Here is a 21,303-nt window from a genome sequence, read left to right as displayed (position 1 = left end):
GTATCTATGCTACAATAGTGAACTATTATGAATATAAGAACATTTTTTGCAAGCAAATATATTTTCTTCTTAATTCTCTTTATGATCCATAACTTTCTGAATCAGTCTTTTCCATAACTTATATCCTCAATGGGCACAACATCCACAGATTTAACTTGAATATAACTTACTTAAGAATAAAAATTTAAAAACTATAATATGTTGTATATAAGTTCTAAATGATATAATTCACTCCTTATAGTATTATTTGTTTTGAATCACCTAATAGTTTAAGGTAATCTCTGATGAATTAAAATTTCTAGAATATATATTAAGTTTCAAATGCAGCATATTATAGTTTTCTATAAATAAAACATATTTTATAATTATTAACTTTTCTTCTTTAATTCATTATAGAAAAATTGACTCATAGGAACTTCTACTTGACATTTTAAAGCTAATTCAATTAACTTTCCAGAAAAGACCTCTAATTCATTTTGTCTTCCTGCTTCAATATCTCTTTTTAATGAACTTGTTGATTCTCCAGCTTGGTTATGCATTAAGTGATAAAAGTGCTCTTCTTCTAAATCATCAGAAATATTAATTTTTAATTTACGAGCTACGGCACAAGATTCCTTTAGTAATATTTTAGTTTGCTTGACTGCTTCATCATTTTTTATAATTTCTGCTGTTGTTGCGTTATAATAAGCAGTTATTACGTTATATGCACAATTTAATATATATTTTCTCCAAATTGCAGCTTCTATATCTTTTTCTATTTTACAAATAATTTCAGCTTCTTGTAATATTTTTTGAATTCTAATTAATACATTCTCTACTTCATCATTGTTTTCCAAGCCATACCCTATATGTATCTTACAATAAGAACTTGCATGATGTATTGAAAAATCTTTTTCTGCCCCAGAAACTACATATATTAAACTATCGACAACTTGGCCATCATTTATAAATTTTCTTACTTTTTCAGATACTCCAACTCCATTCATTAATGGAATTATTACAGTATTTTCATTAATCATTGGTTTTATTTGTTTACATACTTCTTCTAAAGAAAAATTTTTAACACATATAAAAATATAATCCATTATTCCAATTTCATCAGCGCTATCGCTTGCTAATTTAGGATGTACGTTTAATTCTCCATGAAGATTACTGTATAATTTCAAACCATTATTTTTTATTGATTCTAATCTTTTTCCTCTTGCTAAAAAATAAACATTAGAAAAATGCTTTGCAAGCATACAGCCAATATATCCTCCAACTCCACCTAACCCTACAACACAAATTTTACTATTATCCATAAATAACTTATCCTTTCACCTTTTATTATTTATTCAAAATACTTTATCTAATTTATACCTATTTAGTTTATTTATAGTATATCATTAAATTAATACATTGTTAATTTTCATTCTTTCTCCTCACTTATAAATAAGATAAAATCACTACAAACCTTTAATTTATAGTGATTTTATCTTAATTGGGGGTAATATATTAATTTTTTAACATATATATCGAAATTTAATTTCTACATTCTATCCTTAACTAAACACTTGTCTTACTAGAATTTTAAATGTGAATTTATTATTGCAACATATATACATAAAGAATTTTTCTCATTCTAATAATTAATTACAATTAATTTGCTTTAGTATTTTTAGACCATACTTACCTAATATGATCTTTCCACTGATTTCTTCTCCAGAAAGCATATCAAAATATATTTCTTCTCCTAAATCTACCTTCTTTTCTTCTTCAGTAAAATTCATAATGAAAGTATACTTATTATTTTTATTAGAACGCATTTGAGCCGTAACACCTTGTGGCAATTCTCTATCTATAACACTCTTAATATCTAAATCCTTAATAAGCTTTGAATAAAAATCATTGTTAAAATCTGATCCAGTTCTTGCTGAAATATAATATGCTTTTCCATCCCCATAGTTATTAACTGTTAACGCAGGCATATCCGCATAAAAATCTTCTTTATATACTCCAAGAACTTCTGCAGTTTCTACATGGATTAAGTCACAGTAATCTTTTACTTCATATTGGCCCTTTAATTCTTTAATTTTATCATTTTTAAATTCTATATAATTCACTTCATTATCGTATAGTGAATCTATTTCTTCTGACCAAATTCCAGTTATTTCTCGAAGTGGTCCTGGAAATCCTCCTAAGAAGCAAAGATCATTTTCATCCACTATTCCACTAAAATAAGTAGTTACAAAAGTTCCTCCTTTTTTTACAAATTCATTAATTCTTTCTGCAACATTTGGTCTTATCATATATAGCATTGGTGCTATCACAAGTTTATAATCTGATATATCACAATCCATATTAATAATATCTACTGAAATTCCATTTTCCCAAAATACTTTATAAGCTGCTTGACAGCTTTCTTCATAGCCCTTTCTATATTTTTTTAATCCCTGTGCATCATCGATAGCCCATAAGTTTTCAACATCAAATATTATGGCCACTTCTGATTCTTTAATTGACCCTTGGATTTCTTTAATCTTTTTTAAGACTTCTCCAACTTCTGTAACTTCTCTAAATACTCTTGTATTCTCATGGCCACAATGATCTACAACAGCACCATGGAATTTTTCTGAAGCTCCTCTTCCTTTTCTCCATTGGAAGTATAGAACAGAATCTGCTCCATGAGCCACACCTTGCATTGATGATAATAAATGCATTCCAGGGCGCTTTAATTTATTAGTATCATGCCAATTTACGAGACTTGGAGTACTTTCCATTATTAAAAACGGCTGTCCACCTTTTAACGACCTGTATATATCATGTACAAAACTAACATTAGCTGCAAGCTCTTCAGTGCTTTCAAAATCATTATGCCATGCAGGATAGTTATCCCATGCAGCTACATCTACTTCTTTTGCAAACTTCCAATAATCTAAGCCTGTAAATAAGCCCATACGTGGATAATTCCCCATAAAATTAGCTGTCACAGGCATGTTAGGTGTTATTTCTCTTATGGGGGCAATTTCATTTTTATAAAAATCTATTGTCTGATCTGTAACGAACCGCTTCCAATCTAAATTATGTCCATGAACAAACATCTCACCCTTTTCAGACGGACTTTCGATTTGTGACCAACTGTTAAATCTATGACTCCAGAAACCAGTCCACCAAGCCTCATTTAATTTATCTAAATTATTATCGTACTTTCTTTTAAGCCATTCTCTAAAAGCATCTTGACATAGATCACAGTGACATTCTCCTCCATATTCGTTAGAAACATGCCACATAATAAGTGCCGGATGATCTTTATATCTCTCAGCAAGAATTTTATTTATTTCATATGTCTTTTTTCTATAAACAGGTGAAGTAAAGCAATGATTGTGTCTCTGTCCATGAAGATTTTTACTTCTATAACTGTTTACTCTTAAGACCTCTGGATATTTTTCTGACATCCATGCAGGTCTTGCACCACTTGGAGTAGATAAAATTACATGAATATTGTTTTCTTCCATATCATTCATAATTTTATCTAACCACTCAAATGTATATTTTCCTTCTTCCGGCTCTATTGCACTCCAGCCAAATATGTTTATTGATACGCAATTGCAATTTGCAAGTTTCATAAGCCGCACATCTTCTTTTAACACTTCTGAATAGTTTAGCCATTGATCTGGATTATAGTCACCGCCATGTAAAAATCCATTTATTTTACTATTAAGTACTGGAAATTCCTTCTTCATAAGCTTTCCCTCCAATATTTATAAAACTCTTATTTTTTAAATTTAAATAATTTAATGAATTATATTATTTAAAATTTATATATATTTATATTTTTAGTTCTATTAAATTTTATTTTATTGAACCTGTCATTCCTGCAACAAAGTGTTTTTGCATAACAAAGAATACAAGTGCAGTTGGTAATGTCGTAATTACTATAGCCATCATTATTAATCCATAATCTGGGGAGTAACTTGACGCTAACTTTGAAATTATAAGTAAAACAGTTTTCTTTTCTGGTGATTGTAATGCAATCAATGGCCATAAATAAGCATTCCATGCACTCATAAATGTTATAATCGCTGCTGCCGCATAAGTTGTCCTCATAGTTGGAAAAAATATTTTAAAGAAAATTCCAACTTCACCCAATCCATCGATTCTTGCTGCTTCTAAAATTTCTTTAGGAAATGATTTAGCATTTTGTCTAAAGAAGAAAATTAAAAATGCAGTACAAACACTAGGCAAAACTACAGCCCATAATGTATTCACCCCAAGAAAGGCCAATGGTGAACTTTTTAAATTTGAGAAAAATTTAAATAATGGAATCATCAAAGCTGAAAATGGAACCATCATAGACAAAAGTAAAATGTTAAATAGTCTATCTCTAGCTTTTGTTCTAAATATTTCAAATCCATATCCTGCTATTGATGAAACAAGGAGTGCAAGAATTGTAGTTATAATCGCAATTTCTGCTGAATTAACTAATGAAGAAGCAAATCCCAATTCTGGCTTAAAAAGATTATTTAAATTTTCCATAAAGCTATGCCCAGGAATTAGTTTTCCTCTTGTTACATCAACAGATTTATTTGTTGCACTAATAACCATCCAAAAAAACGGAAATATAGAAACAAAAGATGCTATACTCAAAAATATATATTTAAATACTCTATTCATTTTACTTGTCATTCTTATCTCCTCCTATTTTGAATTGGATTATAGCTAACACTACCACTATAATAACAACAAGATAAGCTACCGCTGTTGCATATCCAAAGTCTGGTGTATATGTGAAACATAAGTCATATATATATTTAGAAATGGTAGTTGTTGCATTGGCAGGACCACCTTTTGTGATATTCATAGGTTCATCAAATAACTGTAATGTACCAATTGTTGAAGTAATTGTTGTAAATAATATTATAGGTTTTAATAGTGGCACTGTTATAGATATGAATTTTTTAAATGGAGATGCTCCATCAATTTCTGCTGCTTCATAAATCGAATGATCAATATTTTGTAAGCCTGACAAATAAAATATCATATTATAACCTGTCCATCTCCATGTTATGGCTATAATAATCAATATCTTAGCCCAAAATGGATCTGTAATCCATTCAATTGGTACTGAAATTAAATGTATATTGATAAGCAATTTATTTACTAAACCATCTGATGCAAATATGCTCTTTATAATAACTGAATATCCAACTAAAGATGCTACACAAGGTAAGAAAATTGCTGTTCTAAAAAAGCCACTAAATTTTAATTTTTTATCATTGAGAACTGAAGAAATAATAAGTGCTAAAATAATCATTATTGGAACTTGGACTATTAAAAATATAAATGTATTTCCAACTGCTTTAATCAAAGTTGCATCTGAAAACATTCTCACATAGTTACTAAAACCACTAAATTTTAAATTATTACCTTTACCTGATTGTAGTGACATTATCAAAGATTGTATCATTGGAAAAAACACAAATAGTCCTATTAAAAATGTACCTAATGCTACATAAATCCATCCCCAAAAGTTTTCTTTGCTGTTAATACCAGATCCAATTTTGCGTTTCATTTTTTCAACTCCTTTAGGATTTATAAAAGGCCATTTGCTAAACATATATTTAAACTTTTAACAAATAGCCTTTACAAATTCATATTTTTCAAATTACGGTTATTTTATCTGTGTTATTTGCTTACAGCTGCTTCTGCTTGAGCTTGAGTTTTCTGAAGAGTTTCGTCTATATCGGCTCCATTAACAATAGCCTGCATCCCTTCTGACATAACACTTTCCAATTGATATGTGTAAAGACCATAGTTTACAGATGGAACCTTTTCAGCCCAAGCTGATAAATCTTTAAATACTTGTTGATCTCCATAAAATTTTATTGGCTTACTATAATTTTCACTTGTACTTGCTGATTTTAATGTACTTACTAAACCAATTGCTGGAACTAAATCATTCATTAAAGCATCATCTGATGCAAAAGTATTTGCTAAAAAGTCAGCAGCTAAATCTGAATTTCCAACCTTATCTAGAACATACCAGCTACTACCACCAAGGTTAGATGCATTAACTGATTTTGGATTTGAAGCCATTCTTGGAATAGCTGCTACTGCCCATTTTCCACTCTGGTCTTCAGAAGCTTGTATTGAAGATGAAACCCAACATCCACTTGGCACAGTAGCAACGTCACCTTTTTGGAATGCTGCTATAAATGCATCCCATCCTGATACTTGCTTTGTAATTCCTGCATCAACCATTTGCTTGTATATATTAATTGCATCTTTTAAAGCTTGATTACCAGCAATATTTACTGTTTTTCCATCATCTTTAACATACCATGAACCAGCTGATTGCATCATAGCTCTTAGTTGATTTAAATCACTTGGATCTATAGTTATCATAGCTTTTCCAGTTTTAGCTTTAACAGCTTTACCAATTTCTATATATTTTTCCCAAGTAAGGTTTTGCATATCTTCTTTCTTATATCCAGCTTGTTCAATTAAATCTGTTCTATAAAATAACGCTGTTACGCCACTATCAAATGGTACCCCGTAAGTCTTATCACCTTGCTGCATAGATTTTAATTTATAATCCATAAATTTACTTTTATCTATTTTTCCACTTAAATCTTTAATCTCGCCTGGATAAGATTGCAAATAATTTTGAATTTTATAGTCTTCAATTAACACAACATTAGGAAGCCCATCATATGTTCCAGATGAAAGACCTGTATTTAATTTTTGCACTACATCATCTTGTGCCATACTTACTACGTTAATAGTTACATCCGGGTGATCCTTTAGATATTTTTCTTTAGCCATATTAGCTGCTTTTATATTGAATGTATCATCCCAAGCCCAGATAGTAATTGTTTTATCATCTTTTCCTTTGCTTGATGATGAAGCATTGCTACCACCTGATGATGAACCACATGCTATTAAACTAAAAGCCATCATGCCAGTTACAACTGCAGCCATAATCTTTTTAAGTTTCATAAATTATTCCCCCTTGAAATTAAAGTTTATACATAAATAATTTTCTAATTTATATTAGTTATGTATTTGTTTACATTATAGCATTCTCAATATAGTAAACGTTATTGCATTATTGGTATCAATTTGTAATAATTTTATAATATTAATATTGGGATTTGTACTTTTTTTGGTTATTAGCATTTTTTTATTAGTTTGATGTAAATATTAAACTCGTCTTTTTCAATAAAAGAATTTAATCTTCACGTTAGATTTAATGGTGATAAAAATCTAACATGCTTTTTGTATTTTTTCTTTATCTAATTCTTCAAAAGTTTAAATATATATGTTGCAATTCACAATGCACATTTCATAATTCACAATTACGGCTAAAATTCTTGCAATATTTTTAGAATTATGATGAAGAATTGTTTTTGCATATATATTCATTTAGAGCAAAAAAATAGTAACCCTTTTCCACAAAAGGCTACTGCTTATTTTCTATATTCTCTTACAACTCTCTCTAATTTTAAATTCAGTTGGTATTATTACTTTTTTATTATATTCCCTAATTCCATTCAAATTTTCAAGCAGCAAGTCAACAGCTGCTTTTCCTAAATACTCACTTGGTATTCTTATTGTAGTTAGAGCTGGTATCATATACTTTGCACTAGGCTGATCATTAAATCCAATTATGCTTATATCCTCTGGTATTGATAATCCTTCCTCTGAAATTGCTTTGTAAGCCCCGACTGCCATTGTATCATTTCCAATAAAAAAAGCTGTTATGTTATTTTTAGATTTTAATGCTTCCTTCATAAGATTATATCCAGCTTTAAAAGTGAATCTCTCCGTCTCATATATGTATTTATTATTATAGATATTCTTACTTTCCATAAATTCTTTATATTTCATATCCCTTTTATCCAAATATATATCTCTATAATCTATGCATTCTAATTTATTCCCACCAATGAAACCAATCTTTCTATGGCCTAAACTATACAAATAATCTAAGATTTCATAAGTTGCTTTTCCTAAATCCGCCATTACTGAATCAAATTTATTTTCATCAGGTGAAAAATCTACAAATACTATATTATCATTGGCACTTGCTAATTTATCTATGATACTTGAAGAGAACTTTCCAATAGCAATTATTCCACTAACATTCTTAACATCCTCAATACTGCTATCCTCACTTAGCTTCACCAAATTAAAATTATTTTCATTACATTTTTTTTCAGCAGCTAACCTTATTGATAAGTAATATGGATCTCCTAATTCTTCCTCATAGTTATACCAATAAATAATTCCTATATCCTTACTTTTCTTATTCTTAGCTTTTTTTGTTTTTGCTGAAACATAATCAAGTTCATCTGCTATTTTTAATATTTTTTCCCTTGTTGCATCACTTACATTTAATGTTTCATCAAAATTTAAAACTCTAGAAACTGTTGCTATAGAAACTTCTGCTATAGAAGCTATTTCCTTTATAGTGGCCAACTTAACTTCCTCCTTTAGCTCGCATAGTCCAAAAAAATTAAACACGAGATTTTGCTGAAAACAAATCTAAGTTAAGTGTATCTCACAAGCAAAATATAGTCAAACTGTTGTGATACTTTTCTTATATAGATGGCATTATGCGTCAATTCACCGAAAGTAGAGACATTGTTATTTCGCAGGACTATGAAAATTTCGCTGAAAGTGCTAAATTGCGGGTTCCACAAATAATGCTTGCTCCCAATTTCATTGTGACAAGCATTATTTGAACAACCTCCAATTAAGAACTTTTAACATCTCATTTTTAAATGCCTGCTGCATAAAAATGTTTCCACTTTCTAGTTAATGATATATCATAGTATAAATCCAACTAATAATTGTTTTGTCTTTTTATATATCACGACTAATATGGAGCTTACCAAAATTATAAATATTTTATTCCGAAAAGCTATGAGAACTTCAGAAATAATTAAGAGAAAGAGGGTTCCACTTAAACTTATTCCATTTTAAATTGAATAAGCAAAGCGTTAACCCTCTTCCTCCAAATAGCCTTGACATCTTACTTTGTTTCCTCCACACAAGTAATTTGACTTCTTTTGTGAATGTACTCGTATAATAAATCAAATATATATCTATGCCACGCTAGAAATGATAGGTTCTCTTATAGCCATAAATGGCCCTTACACCTGATGTTTCCTATAAATATTTATATATTTACATATGAAAATATTTTTATACATACATATATTTCTTTAAAAATATATACCTTTAATCCTATATAAGTATATACATATATTTATAAGCTTAATGTATTTTCATGATCCCATATAGATAACACAATCATAAACTATACTTAAACTATGAAATATCTTCCAACTAGAAATGAGTAATATACTTTTGTGGAATGTTTCATTGGTAATTTTGATGGATGTGATTCTTTGGCTATAAGTTGTTACAAATGTGCTAGTTCAAAGCTCGTTCTTTGAGGCTAGCACTTTGGGTGCAACTTTATAGCCTTAGAATCACCCATCAGAATTACCCAGAAACTGGAACAAAAGTATATTATTCATTTCGGTGAGCTATACGCATAAGTATAGATTATAGTTGGCTTATCCTATTGTATTAATTAGATTCGCCATTTCGATAGCTGAAACTGCACTTTCATATCCTTTATTACCAGCTTTAGTTCCCGCTCTTTCAATTGCTTGTTCTATAGTATTTGTTGTAAGAACACCAAAAATTACTGGCTTTCCACTTTCAAGAGAAACACTTGCAATTCCCTTGGATACTTCTGAGCAAACATAGTCATAATGTGATGTAGATCCTTTTATTACTGCTCCTAAACATATTACTCCATCGTATTTAGGGCTCTTAGCCATCTTTTTAGCAATTAGTGGGATTTCAAAGGCACCTGGTACCCATGCAATATCGATATCTTCTTCTTTCACACCATGTCTCTTTAATCCGTCTATTGCGCCTTCTAAAAGTTTTCCTCCAATAAATTCATTAAATCTTCCTACTACTATCCCAAATTTTAATCCTTCTGAAACTAAATTTCCTTCAAATATATTCATTATTTTTTCCTCCAATATTTTATATTATTTATTTTATTTTTTATCAACTTCAATTAGATCTACATGTAAACTAAATACTAATTGAACTTATAACCACAAATATTCCACCTAATTTATCTCAGCTAATATTACTTTAAATGCAGTAACATGTTATTAGAATTTGATCATCAAATATTTAGCAAATGATTCATTCTTTCTTTTTTAGTCTTTAAATAAAATTCATCATTTTCATTCAAAGGCATTTGTATTGAAACTCTTTCTGAAACTTTTATATCATTTTTTTCTAATCCTTCTATTTTATCTGGGTTATTAGTAATTAATCTAACATTCTTTATCCCTAAAATCTTAAGCATGTCAGCACTTGTTTTGTAATCTCTCATGTCTTCTCTAAATCCTAGAGCTAAATTTGCATCTACTGTATCCAATCCCTCATCTTGAAGTGCATATGCTTTCAATTTATTTAAAAGGCCAATTCCTCTTCCTTCCTGTCTCATATACAGAAGTATTCCTGAGTCCTCTTTTGCTATCATTCTCATCGAAGCTTCATATTGTTCTCCACAATCGCATTTTCTAGATCCTAGAGCATCTCCAGTTAAACATTCAGAATGAACTCTAACAAGTATTGGTTCATCATTATTTTTAATATCTCCTTTGACTAAAGCCAAATGACATTTTGAGGAATCTTTTTCTTTAAATGCGAGTACTTTAAAATTCCCATACTTAGTTGGAAGATTAGCTTCCGTTTCCATAACGACACTTAAATGTTCTTCTTTTCTGTATTTAACTAGATCAGCTATAGTAACTATCTTTAAGTTATGCTCCTTAGCAAACTTTATCAAATCATCACGCCTTGCCATTGTTCCATCGTCTTTTACTATTTCACATATAACTGCCGCACCTTTAAATCCTGCAAGCTTTGCCAAATCTACCGATGCCTCTGTATGTCCAATCCTCTCAAATACTCCGCCATTCTTAGCTATCAAAGGAAATACATGGCCTGGTCGTCTAAAGTCATCGCCTTCACTTGCAGTTACAAGTTTGTTTATTGTATAAGCTCTTTCAAATGCTGATATGCCTGTTGTCGTATCCTTATGATCTATGGATACTGTAAAAGCAGTTTCATGGTTGTCCGTATTTTTTTCAACCATTGGATTTAATCCAAGTTTCACTGCAATTTCTTCTTCCACTGGCGTACAAACAAGTCCCCTCGCGTACTTAATCATAAAATTAATATTTTCTCCATTAGCCAGTTCTGCTGGAATTACTAAATCTCCTTCATTTTCTCTTCCCTCGTCATCTACAATTATTATCATTTTCCCTTCTTTAATATCCTTTAATGCCTCTTCTATACTATTAAACATAATGCTCAGCTCCTTAAATTTGTATTTTATATATACTTAAAATTCATTCTGATGATTTATATGATTAAAACCCATTTTTTCTTAGGAATTCCATTGTAATATTGCTATTTTCATTTTCTTCTTTTTCTTTTCCACCAAATAACTTTTCCACATATTTCCCAATTAAATCGCACTCCAAATTAACCTTTGAATTAACTTTTTTATATGAAAGTATAGTATTATCTATAGTATGAGGTATAACAGAAACCTTAAATACTTCATCATCAACATAAGCAACAGTTAAGCTTATTCCATCTATTCCAATTGATCCTTTATATATAATGTATCTTAGTACCTCCTCAGGTGCAGATATAGTAAACCAAGTTCCATTACTTTCTTCTTTTATGGAAACTATTTTTCCAACACCATCTATATGTCCACTTACAATATGACCACCAAGCCTATCGCTTAATCTCAATGCCCTTTCAAGGTTTACTTTATCTCCAGCCTTTAAATTTCCTAAGTTACTTTTCTCTAAAGTTTCGCCCATCACTTCTGCTTTAAAAGAATCTGAATATTTTTCTTTTACTGTTAAGCAAACTCCATTGGTGGCTATACTATCTCCGACTCTAGTTTCCTTTAAAACTTCACTACACTTGATTTCCATAACTCCAAAGCCATTACCTGTGCTAAATTTCTCTAACACGCCAACTTCTTCAATAATTCCAGTAAACATCTTCTCCTCCTTATATCTTTCATCTCTTATTTAGCAACATAACCTTCTAGTACTAAGTCCTCTCCAATCGTTCTATAATTAATGTCCTCTAATCTAACTGCATCATCTAATTTAAAGAAGCCTTTTCCTGCTATACTATTTCTGCTGCTTTGTCCACCTATTATCTTAGGTGCTATATAAAATCTTACTTTATCTACAATTCTCTCTTCTAATGCAGAAAAATTTAAAGTTCCTCCACCTTCTATAAGTATTGAATCTATTCCTTCTTCTCCAACCCTCTTAACCAGCTCTTTCAGATTAACTCTATTATCTTTATCTGCCACTTCTATAACTTTAATGCCCATAGATCTTAATTTCTTTTTCTTTTCTTTATCTGATTTTAAAGTAGTTACTACTATTGCAGCTTTATCACTATTTGTGAGAACTTTAGACTCTAGTGGGATTCTAAGATTACTATCTACAATAATCCTGATTAACTTCTTTCCATCGTTGATTCTGCATGTGAGTTCAGGATTATCTTCAATTACCGTGTTTACACCTACCATAATCGAATGAAACCTATTTCTTAAGTGTTGTGAATCTTCTCTAGATTCTTTAGATGTAATCCATTTTGATTCTCCACTATAAGTTGCTATCTTCCCATCAATAGACATTCCACTTTTCAAAATGACAAATGGAATCTTTGATGTTATATACTTTATAAAAATCTCATTCAATTCTTTACATTCGTTTTCTTTAATACCTACTACAACTTCAATCCCATGCTGTTTTAACTTTTCCACACTTTTTCCAGAAACTAGCTCATTGGGATCTAACATACCTATTACTACTCTTTTAAACTTTTTTTCAATTATAAATCTACGCATGGGGGTGTCTTTCCATAATGAGCACAAGGTTCTAGTGTGACGTAAATTGTACTTTCCTCCACAGATTTTGTTGCATTTTTCACTGCATTTCTTTCTGCATGAGCTTCTCCATAGCACTCATGATAACCTTCTCCTATTATCTCATTGTCTTTAACTATAACGGCTCCAACTAGTGGGTTAGGATTTACTTTACCTATTCCTCTTTTAGCTAATTCTAAAGCTATCTCCATGTACTTCTCATCCAAAACTAATCATCTCCAATTTTTCATACTATTTCCTATAATATAATCTTATAAATACTTAGTTGAATTATAATTTAATGAATAATAAAGAAACTCCGGGATTCAAATCCTCGGAGTTTTAAAAAATTGTAATGATTATTTATATATACAAGTAAAATTTTAAAATTTATCCTATATATTACAGCATATATTTTAAGCCAGTTCTATCAATCTTATACAATTTCAAACTTAAAAATATATTGTAATAAAAAAACCCTGAATTCTAATAAATTCAGGGTACTTAAATACGAACAAATAACATTTAAAACTTTAATTTTAAATATAATTTATAACATTACTCTCTTCTTTCATCCAGACTTTACTGTCGGCTTCGGAATCTAACCGAATCTGCTTTTTAAAGCTCGCGGGCTGTACCGCCGATAGGGAATTTCACCCAACCCCGAAGATTTCTTTATTTAATTTACAATAACTATGATATCATGAAGTTTTATCTTTGTAAAGTGATTAGCTAAAATTTATGATATCGAATTCTTTCTTCTTTTCTTTAATCCATTGAAGCATCTTAGGATCATTCCAAATGTCTAAACCTAAGCTAGCATATTTCATAGCTTCTTCCTCGCTTCCAAATCTAATTAAATTAGGCAAGGTACTTGAAACTCTTTTTTGTTTTAATATGTATGGTATAACATGCGGGTTTCTCTTATATGCTCTTCTTAAAGCACTTTCTGCCGCTTTAATTTCATTAATCTTATATAATAACGCTACTCTACTATAATGTATAGCTGCCAAATTATCTTTTTCATATTTTTCTAGCAGGCTTTTTAGTTGTTCATATCTCTCCTCAATTAAAAGCCAATTAACTACTAAACTTCTAACCACTAATTCATCTTTCTCATCATACTCTAGGATTTCTAAAGCATTCTCTATTGCAGCTTCTTTTTCACCAATTTCCCATAAATGAATCGCTAAACTATACTTAGCTCCGAAAAGTTGCCTCGCTATCTTTAATCTAAGAAGCTCTGCCGGTGCATTTTTCAAATCATCTATTCTTAATAAATTCTTCGCTGCGTTAACTGCTTTTTCTAGAAGTTCTGTCCTCTGATTATTATTTAAACTAGAATCTTTTGATAATATTATATATGCATCCGCACAATCTTCATATACTTCTAATGCTTCTTTTGCATATTTTGCTTTATTTTTATAATTCTTTTGTCTCCATGCATACTCAATAGTTCTTTGAGCCATTATATAATCTTTATGGACAGCAAATTTAAAAGGAACTTTTGTTTCATCCTTAACAGCTTTATCCTCTTCTATTTTATCATTCATAGTTAATGCAACTTCTTCTTTAGCTTTTAGCATAGTACCTTCTGAAGCTTCTGCATCCTTATTTTCGCCTATTATCCATTTATTATTATCTTTTGATATATCTAATAAGCTTTTTACTTCCTTTGATTTACTAGAGCCTGTACTACTACTAACACCAAACTCCTTATATAAGTCAGCAACTTTAATATATGGCTTTTCTTTTGAATCAAATAAGTTATTTGCAGTTCCTATAGCATGCACTATTCCTGCTCCCCATGAAAAGCTCTTCCCCTTTTTAAATTGTTCTTCATAATTCAAAAATAAAGTTTCTGTTGCTAGAACACAAATATTCTTATAATCTTCATTGAGATATTCATCTGAAAAACTCTTTATTTTTTCAATTATTTCTTCATACTTGCTAGCTATTCCGTTAGATAATTCTTGCATTTCTTCTTATAGCTCCTTTATAAAAATCTTTAACAAATTTGACTTTATCCTACAACAATTATAATTTGCAAGTATAGTCACCAAATTTATAATTTTCATTTTAGATTTACAATATTCTCTATAAAAATATTATAAGTTCATTACTTTTTTCGTCCATATTACATTATAACATATTAAATATATTTGTATCTACTTTTAAATTTTTATAAACATTTTTGTTGTTTTAATCTATTATCTAGGGTATTACCAATCTTAATATATATTTTTCTGAAAATTTTAGTTCATTAAGGCATACGAAATAAATGAAGTGTTATTTTTTGATTATGCCTAAAGCTCATATTAAACTATCAATCAGGTAATGCAAACAAATAATTTTATAAAAAATGAATTTATTAACACATTTCTATAATTTCCCTCATAAACATATTTAATGATAACAATTTTAAATAAGGAAACTATATGCTAACAAATAGTTTATATAATTTATCCTTTTTACTATCAATGCCTTATAATAATATCAATTTAATTTCTAAACATAAGTATAATTTAGATGATACCATATTAAAAGAAATTTACCTAAAAAAATTATTCAACTTTGAATGGGCAAAAAAATTAAACTCTTCATTTAAAGACTATAAATTTGATTATGCATATAATATACTAGAACAAATTCCAAGTTTTATTAAGGTTAAACTGATTCTGAAGACTTCTTTTATTGTTAAAACTTATCCTCAAAATATAAATTCAGTTTCAATAAATGAATATATACTCATTTTAGAGTATTTGCAAGACAAATGCAAAATACAATTTATAGCAGAGAATGAAGAAAATCCACTTTTATATGAACATATCCTAAATACTGATTTATCAAGCCTAGTAAATAGCCGTAATTTCAATAAAAACAGCAACATAAATGTATATAAGGATAAACTTTCATCAATTGATTCATTATTTGAAATGTTCATAGCTTCTAGCTGGCTTTCTACTAATAACCATGATGAAAAAAGAGCTTCCAAATTTAATGTCACAGATGCCTGCGATTATGCTGAAAGATTTTCATTAAATTATAATCCTGAATACAAATCATTTTCTGGCATCGGAGGGGATTGTACTAATTTTATGTCTCAAATAATTCATGCTGGGGGTTTCAGTCAAAATGCAACTTGGAAACCATATACTCATGCCTGGATTCGAGTTGAAGAACTATATCAATACTTAATAACGCCGAAATTAGAAGCCACTAAGCTTCCAAACGATAAATCATTAGATAGAGGCTGCTTAATTCAATTTTACACTCCGTCTATAGGACGATATTTTCATAATGGCTTTATTACTTATAGGCTTCAAAATGGTGACTGTCTTTATTGCTGTCATAGTTATGACAAATTGAATTATCCTCTTAGTCAAATTTATCCCAACAGATATCCAACACTCAGAGCCTTAAAATTCGATTGATATACAATATCTATCTCAAACTCCAGATCATATATAGATAACCCAACACTATAATCTATACTTATTCGTATAACTCACCGAAATGAATAATATACTTTTGTTCCAGTTTCTGGTTGGAAGATACTTCATAGTTTAAGTATAGTTTATGATTATTATATCTATAAATCTAAGTCAGATACATGTTTACCTGAATACTACAAAACATAACTCTGAAAGCACATAAAAAGAGGTTGCATTAAGGACCAGCTTGCTTCAACTTTAATCTTGCAAGCTAATCCTTAGCAACCTTACTTATAATTAAATCAATTTTTAATAAGTTAACTAAGTTCGTGAACTCAAATTATAAATTTGAACTTTCATTTATAACAGTTAGCTTTCAAATACATATTCATAAATATGTATCTCATTTCTTTGATTTATATATATGCTTAATTTTAACGTTTATATTGTTATACAGTTATCTCACTCTTGATTTTTAATGCATCTTCATTATTCTTAATAATAGGATCTACATATTCATCTATAAACTCAACAACTTGACTTGGTGCTCTTCCAACAAACTTATTTGGATCTATAATTGCTAGAATTTCTTCCTTAGATAGGCCAAATGAATCATCATTTATTATTCTATCTATTAGGTCATTATCTAACCCTTCTCCTTTTACTCTTTGAGCAGCAGCCATAGAGTGCACTCTAATTTGTTCATGTAATTCTTGTCTATCCTTACCTCTTTTCACAGCTTCCATCATTATATTTTCAGTAGCCATAAATGGTAATTCTCTTTGCACGTGAGATGCTATAACTTTATCATATACTACCATGTTTTCAGCAATATTTATGTATAAATTTAACACTCCATCCAATGCTAAAAATCCTTCAGCTACAGATAGTCTCTTGTTAGCTGAATCATCTAGTGTTCTTTCAAACCACTGAGTTCCTGCTGTAATTGCTGGATTTAATGCATCTACTATTACATATCTAGCTAATGCACTTATTCTTTCACTTCTCATAGGATTTCTCTTATATGCCATAGCTGATGATCCTATTTGATTTTTTTCAAATGGCTCTTCCATTTCCTTCATATTTTGAAGCAATCTTAAATCATTACTAAATTTGTAAGCACTTTGAGCAATTTCCGATAATGTATTTAATACAATAGAATCAAGTTTTCTTGGGTATGTTTGGCCTGTTACTCCATAACTTTTTTCAAATCCCATTTTTTCTGCAACAATTTTATCTAAAGACTTAACTTTATTTTCATCTCCATCAAAAAGTTCCATAAAACTAGCTTGAGTACCTGTAGTACCCTTAACACCTCTAAGCTTTAATGTTGATAATAAAAAGTCTATATTTTCAACATCCATTACTAAATCTTGCATCCATAATGTAGCTCTTTTTCCTACTGTAGTTAATTGAGCTGGTTGAAAATGTGTAAAACCTAATGTTGGCATGTCTTTATATTCTAGTGCAAAATTTTTCAAATGATTTAGAACTGTAACTATTTTATTTTTAATTAGATTTAAAGCATCTCTCATTATTATAATATCTGTATTATCTCCAACATAACAAGATGTAGCTCCTAAATGGATAATTCCCTTTGCGCTTGGACATTGAAGACCATATGCATATACATGACTCATAACATCATGTCTAACTTCTTTTTCTTTTTTAGCAGCCTCATCATAATTTATATCATTGATATGTTCTTTTAACTCTTTGATTTGTTCCTCAGTTATATTTAATCCGAGTTCTCTTTCTCCTTCTGCTAAAGCTACCCATAATTTTCTCCAAGTTGTAAACTTCATATCATCAGAAAAAATAAAGCTCATTTCCTTTGATGCGTATCTTGAATTTAAAGGTGTGCTATATAAATTTCTCATCTAAAAACCTCCACACGAATATATTTTATGCTTTTTCTTTTAACATTCGTATTATATCATATTTTTTTCATTTTTGCCTATTTAATTTTAGAATTATTTGTTCTCTTTTGTATTTAAATTTATTTTACATTTTTGTTATTATTGTCTCTAAGAATCATATATATATACTAAGGATCATATTAAAGATTGGAGTGAAGAAATATGTGTAAGATAGGTATCTTAGATAAACTTTCCTTTTTATTAGTTCTTATAGGTTCATTAAATTGGGGAACAATAGGTTTGTTCAACCTAAATATAGCAAAATTAATTTCTATGAATATTCCAATAATAGAGAGGTTTATCTATATTGCAGTATTTTTAGGTGCCTTAGATTTGGTTTCATTGCTATTTAGATGCAATTTAATAATGGATGAGAATTAGACTTTAATTAAAGATCTGCATGAGTAATCGATATCAAGAATTATACTTATATAAATTATTTAATATTTATACTACTAATGCACCAAAAAAGGTTCCATATTAATAATATGGAACCTTTTTTGGTATATTAGTCTTCTAAAGTTTGAACTAATTTAACGATTTCTTCTACTGCTAAAGCTTCGTCATCTCCTGAAGCAACAACCTTGATAGTAGCATCTTTAGTTACTGCTAAAGATAATACTCCGATTAAGCTTTTTACATTTGCTTTCTTGCCGTTATATTCTATACTAACGTCTGATTTAAATGAAGAAGCCTTCTTAACTAATAATGTTGCTGGTCTAGCATGAAGACCAGATGAATTTTTTACTGTAACCTCTTTTGCTATCATTATATACACCTCTTTACAAAAAATTAATAAATATAGCATTTAACTATTATAGTATAATCGTTTTTATTGATAATTTCAACTTAAAAATGATTGCTCATATGATAATTTAGAAATAATTTTAATTATCTAGGTTGTACTATTAATTTTATGGCCGTTCTTTCTTCTCCATCTATTTGTATATCTGTGAAAGCCGGTACACATACTATATCTTTTCCACTTGGTGCAACAAATCCCCTTGCTATTGCAATAGCCTTAACTGCTTGGTTTATAGCACCTGCACCAACAGCTTGAATTTCTGCAATATTTTTTTCCTTTATTATAGCTGCTAGTGCACCTGCTACAGAATTAGGATTTGATTTTGTTGATACTTTTAATACTTCCATTTTTGTTATTCCTCCTAGAATTTAATACACAAATCGTTTACATTAAATATATTCTATATAATTCCTAAAATTCCTTTTAGAATTACTAAATTAAAAAATATTTTTATTTCTAGGTATTTTGTTTTTATATACTCAATTATAGTTTAAATGAATTAATTACATCTAATCTATAATAAAACGAAGTATATTTCATCACTTAACAAAATATACTTCACTTTTTTTACTTAGCAAAATCTACTGCTCTAGTTTCTCTTATGACATTAATTTTAATTTGTCCTGGATATTCAAGTTCTTCCTCGACACTCTTAACTAAATTACGTGCCAATTCAATTGTTCCAGCATCATCTACTTTATCTGGTTTAACCATAATTCTAATCTCTCTACCAGCTTGAATGGCATATGACTTTTCTACACCTTCATGTGAATTTGCAATTTCCTCTAACTTTTCCAATCTCTTAATGTATGCTTCCAATGTCTCTCTTCTAGCGCCTGGTCTAGCCGCTGATATTGCATCTGCCGCTTGAACTAGTACTGCTTCTAAAGATTGCATTTCTACATCTGAATGATGTGCTGCTATTGCATTTATTACTAATGGCGATTCGTGATACTTTTTAGCTAGATCTCCACCAATTAGAGCATGAGGCCCTTCTTGCTCTTGATCCACAGCTTTACCAATATCGTGTAGCAATCCTGCTCTTTTAGCTAAAGTAACATCTAAACCTAGCTCTGAAGCCATTAAGCCAGCTAAGTATGAAACTTCTATGGAATGCTTTAACACATTTTGCCCATAACTTGTTCTATACTTTAATCTACCAAGAAGTCTTATAATTTCAGGATGTAGTCCATGTACACTAGTTTCAAGAGCTGCTTGCTCTCCTTCTTCTTTTATACTACTTTCCACGTCCTTAGTTGCTCTTTCAACCATCTCTTCGATTCTCGCTGGATGTATTCTGCCATCCACTATTAACTTTTCTAGTGCCATTCTCGCAACTTCTCTCCTAATTGGATCAAAGCTAGAAAGAATGACTGCTTCTGGAGTATCATCTATAATTAAATCAACTCCTGTTAATGTTTCCAAGGTTCTAATGTTTCTTCCTTCTCTACCTATTATTCTACCTTTCATCTCATCATTCGGTAGTGCAACAACGTGTACAGTTGATTCAGACACATGATCGGCAGCACATCTTTGGATCGCAGTTGTAATTACTTCCCTTGCTCTCTTGTCTGCCTCTTCTTTTGCCTTACTTTCAATATCTTTTATCATTAAAGCTGCATCGTGTGTAATTTCTTTCCTTATTTCATCTAGAAGAATCTCACGTGCTTCTTCACTAGATAGAGCCGATATTCTTTCAAGTTCTGCTCTTCTTTCTTCATAAAGCTTCTGTACTCTTGCTTCTACTTGATCTACCTCAAGCATTCTTTGATTGATTGTTTCGTCTTTCTTTTCAAGAAGTTCACTCTTTTTATCAAGTGCTTCTTCTCTTTGAATTACTCTTCTTTCAAGCCTTTGAATCTCATTTCTTCTCTCACGAGATTCCTTATCAAAATCATTTCTTAATTTATGAAGTTCTTCTTTTGCCTCAAGGATTGCTTCTTTTTTAGTTGCTTCTGCATCCTTTTTAGCTCTTACTAGAATTTCTTCTGCTTCTTTTTCAAGCGATTCAATCTTTGCTTTTGATATGTTTTGAATCGTTTTATAAACCACTATTCCTAATATTAATAAAACTATTACATCTATTAATATCATTACTGCTGTTACCACATAAACACCTCCTAATTTATCATTTTCTCATTATATTATTAACAA

At 29.8% G+C, this 21,303-nt stretch carries 16 protein-coding genes, 1 pseudogene and 1 riboswitch; of the genes and pseudogenes, 2 read left to right on the top strand and 15 right to left on the bottom strand.

The genetic code is table 11. From position 1 onward, the window contains the following. Positions 1-368: 368 nt before the first annotated feature. The 11 genes and pseudogenes from AXY43_RS21350 to AXY43_RS21300 form a co-directional block, all read right to left on the bottom strand. Positions 369-1,301: a ketopantoate reductase family protein gene (locus AXY43_RS21350; protein WP_011968569.1), complete on the bottom strand. Its 933-nt coding sequence runs from the start codon at positions 1,299-1,301 to the stop codon at positions 369-371. 327 nt (positions 1,302-1,628) lie between these two features. Then, positions 1,629-3,722, bottom strand: a complete 2,094-nt coding sequence (locus tag AXY43_RS21345; protein WP_105412116.1) for a beta-galactosidase — start codon at positions 3,720-3,722, stop codon at positions 1,629-1,631. Positions 3,723-3,831: 109 nt separating this feature from the next. Then, positions 3,832-4,665, bottom strand: coding sequence for a carbohydrate ABC transporter permease (locus AXY43_RS21340; RefSeq protein WP_105412115.1), 834 nt, complete (start codon positions 4,663-4,665; stop codon positions 3,832-3,834). Then, positions 4,655-5,551: a carbohydrate ABC transporter permease gene (locus AXY43_RS21335; protein WP_039772232.1), complete on the bottom strand. Its 897-nt coding sequence runs from the start codon at positions 5,549-5,551 to the stop codon at positions 4,655-4,657. Before AXY43_RS21335 ends, AXY43_RS21340 begins: the two co-directional genes overlap by 11 nt. 113 nt (positions 5,552-5,664) lie before the next feature. Continuing rightward, positions 5,665-6,978, bottom strand: coding sequence for an ABC transporter substrate-binding protein (locus tag AXY43_RS21330; RefSeq protein ID WP_023973302.1), 1,314 nt, complete (start codon positions 6,976-6,978; stop codon positions 5,665-5,667). Between the two features lie 477 nt (positions 6,979-7,455). After that, a complete protein-coding gene (locus AXY43_RS21325) occupies positions 7,456-8,460 on the bottom strand; it encodes a LacI family DNA-binding transcriptional regulator (RefSeq protein ID WP_039772234.1) in 1,005 nt (334 codons plus the stop codon). Positions 8,461-9,566: 1,106 nt separating this feature from the next. Continuing rightward, positions 9,567-10,031 carry a 6,7-dimethyl-8-ribityllumazine synthase gene (ribH, locus tag AXY43_RS21320; protein WP_077868692.1) on the bottom strand — a complete coding sequence of 155 codons (465 nt, stop codon included), beginning with the start codon at positions 10,029-10,031 and terminating at the stop codon, positions 9,567-9,569. Positions 10,032-10,198: 167 nt separating this feature from the next. Beyond that, the gene (locus AXY43_RS21315; protein ID WP_077868693.1) at positions 10,199-11,392 is read right to left on the bottom strand and encodes a bifunctional 3,4-dihydroxy-2-butanone-4-phosphate synthase/GTP cyclohydrolase II; all 1,194 of its coding nucleotides are present in this window, start codon (positions 11,390-11,392) and stop codon (positions 10,199-10,201) included. A gap of 64 nt (positions 11,393-11,456) precedes the next feature. Continuing rightward, positions 11,457-12,107: a riboflavin synthase gene (locus tag AXY43_RS21310; RefSeq protein WP_011968561.1), complete on the bottom strand. Its 651-nt coding sequence runs from the start codon at positions 12,105-12,107 to the stop codon at positions 11,457-11,459. 26 nt (positions 12,108-12,133) lie between these two features. Then, positions 12,134-13,218, bottom strand: a pseudogene (ribD, locus tag AXY43_RS21305) (bifunctional diaminohydroxyphosphoribosylaminopyrimidine deaminase/5-amino-6-(5-phosphoribosylamino)uracil reductase RibD). Between the two features lie 332 nt (positions 13,219-13,550). Then, positions 13,551-13,666, bottom strand: a riboswitch (FMN riboswitch). Positions 13,667-13,719: 53 nt separating this feature from the next. Beyond that, a complete protein-coding gene (locus AXY43_RS21300; RefSeq protein WP_011968559.1) occupies positions 13,720-14,970 on the bottom strand; it encodes a DUF6398 domain-containing protein in 1,251 nt (416 codons plus the stop codon). Positions 14,971-15,429: 459 nt separating this feature from the next. On the opposite strand from AXY43_RS21300, the gene AXY43_RS21295 reads away from it, so the two are divergent. Beyond that, positions 15,430-16,425 (top strand): amidase domain-containing protein, encoded by a 996-nt coding sequence (locus AXY43_RS21295; RefSeq protein ID WP_011968558.1) that lies wholly within the window; start codon positions 15,430-15,432, stop codon positions 16,423-16,425. A gap of 449 nt (positions 16,426-16,874) precedes the next feature. Here AXY43_RS21295 and purB read toward each other — a convergent pair whose 3' ends face one another. After that, positions 16,875-18,305 (bottom strand): adenylosuccinate lyase, encoded by a 1,431-nt coding sequence (gene purB / locus AXY43_RS21290; RefSeq protein ID WP_039772241.1) that lies wholly within the window; start codon positions 18,303-18,305, stop codon positions 16,875-16,877. Between the two features lie 201 nt (positions 18,306-18,506). On the opposite strand from purB, the gene AXY43_RS21285 reads away from it, so the two are divergent. Next, the gene (locus AXY43_RS21285; protein WP_011968556.1) at positions 18,507-18,725 is read left to right on the top strand and encodes a DUF378 domain-containing protein; all 219 of its coding nucleotides are present in this window, start codon (positions 18,507-18,509) and stop codon (positions 18,723-18,725) included. A 127-nt stretch (positions 18,726-18,852) separates the two neighbouring features. Here the strand turns inward: AXY43_RS21285 and AXY43_RS21280 are convergent, their stop codons facing one another. From AXY43_RS21280 to rny, 3 genes are all read right to left on the bottom strand, one after another. Further along, the gene (locus AXY43_RS21280) at positions 18,853-19,113 is read right to left on the bottom strand and encodes an HPr family phosphocarrier protein (RefSeq protein ID WP_011968555.1); all 261 of its coding nucleotides are present in this window, start codon (positions 19,111-19,113) and stop codon (positions 18,853-18,855) included. Positions 19,114-19,235: 122 nt separating this feature from the next. Beyond that, positions 19,236-19,496 carry a stage V sporulation protein S gene (locus tag AXY43_RS21275; protein WP_009169189.1) on the bottom strand — a complete coding sequence of 87 codons (261 nt, stop codon included), beginning with the start codon at positions 19,494-19,496 and terminating at the stop codon, positions 19,236-19,238. Between the two features lie 220 nt (positions 19,497-19,716). Next, entirely contained in the window at positions 19,717-21,258 is a 1,542-nt protein-coding gene (gene rny, locus AXY43_RS21270; protein WP_011968554.1) for a ribonuclease Y, read from the bottom strand. Positions 21,259-21,303: the final 45 nt, after the last annotated feature.

Origin of the sequence: Clostridium sp. MF28 (genome assembly GCF_002969175.1) — a bacterium.
GTDB lineage: Bacteria > Bacillota > Clostridia > Clostridiales > Clostridiaceae > Clostridium > Clostridium beijerinckii.
This window is presented reverse-complemented; position numbering and strand designations above follow the sequence as displayed.

Coding starts and splice junctions, on each gene's coding strand:
- AXY43_RS21350 (WP_011968569.1), bottom strand. CDS start 1,301: ATGGATAATAGTAAAATTTGTGTTGTAGGGTTAGGTGGAGTTGGAGGA.
- AXY43_RS21345 (WP_105412116.1), bottom strand. CDS start 3,722: ATGAAGAAGGAATTTCCAGTACTTAATAGTAAAATAAATGGATTTTTA.
- AXY43_RS21340 (WP_105412115.1), bottom strand. CDS start 4,665: ATGACAAGTAAAATGAATAGAGTATTTAAATATATATTTTTGAGTATA.
- AXY43_RS21335 (WP_039772232.1), bottom strand. CDS start 5,551: ATGAAACGCAAAATTGGATCTGGTATTAACAGCAAAGAAAACTTTTGG.
- AXY43_RS21330 (WP_023973302.1), bottom strand. CDS start 6,978: ATGAAACTTAAAAAGATTATGGCTGCAGTTGTAACTGGCATGATGGCT.
- ribH (WP_077868692.1), bottom strand. CDS start 10,031: ATGAATATATTTGAAGGAAATTTAGTTTCAGAAGGATTAAAATTTGGG.
- AXY43_RS21315 (WP_077868693.1), bottom strand. CDS start 11,392: ATGTTTAATAGTATAGAAGAGGCATTAAAGGATATTAAAGAAGGGAAA.
- AXY43_RS21310 (WP_011968561.1), bottom strand. CDS start 12,107: ATGTTTACTGGAATTATTGAAGAAGTTGGCGTGTTAGAGAAATTTAGC.
- AXY43_RS21300 (WP_011968559.1), bottom strand. CDS start 14,970: ATGCAAGAATTATCTAACGGAATAGCTAGCAAGTATGAAGAAATAATT.
- AXY43_RS21295 (WP_011968558.1), top strand. CDS start 15,430: ATGCTAACAAATAGTTTATATAATTTATCCTTTTTACTATCAATGCCT.
- purB (WP_039772241.1), bottom strand. CDS start 18,305: ATGAGAAATTTATATAGCACACCTTTAAATTCAAGATACGCATCAAAG.
- AXY43_RS21285 (WP_011968556.1), top strand. CDS start 18,507: ATGTGTAAGATAGGTATCTTAGATAAACTTTCCTTTTTATTAGTTCTT.
- AXY43_RS21280 (WP_011968555.1), bottom strand. CDS start 19,113: ATGATAGCAAAAGAGGTTACAGTAAAAAATTCATCTGGTCTTCATGCT.
- AXY43_RS21275 (WP_009169189.1), bottom strand. CDS start 19,496: ATGGAAGTATTAAAAGTATCAACAAAATCAAATCCTAATTCTGTAGCA.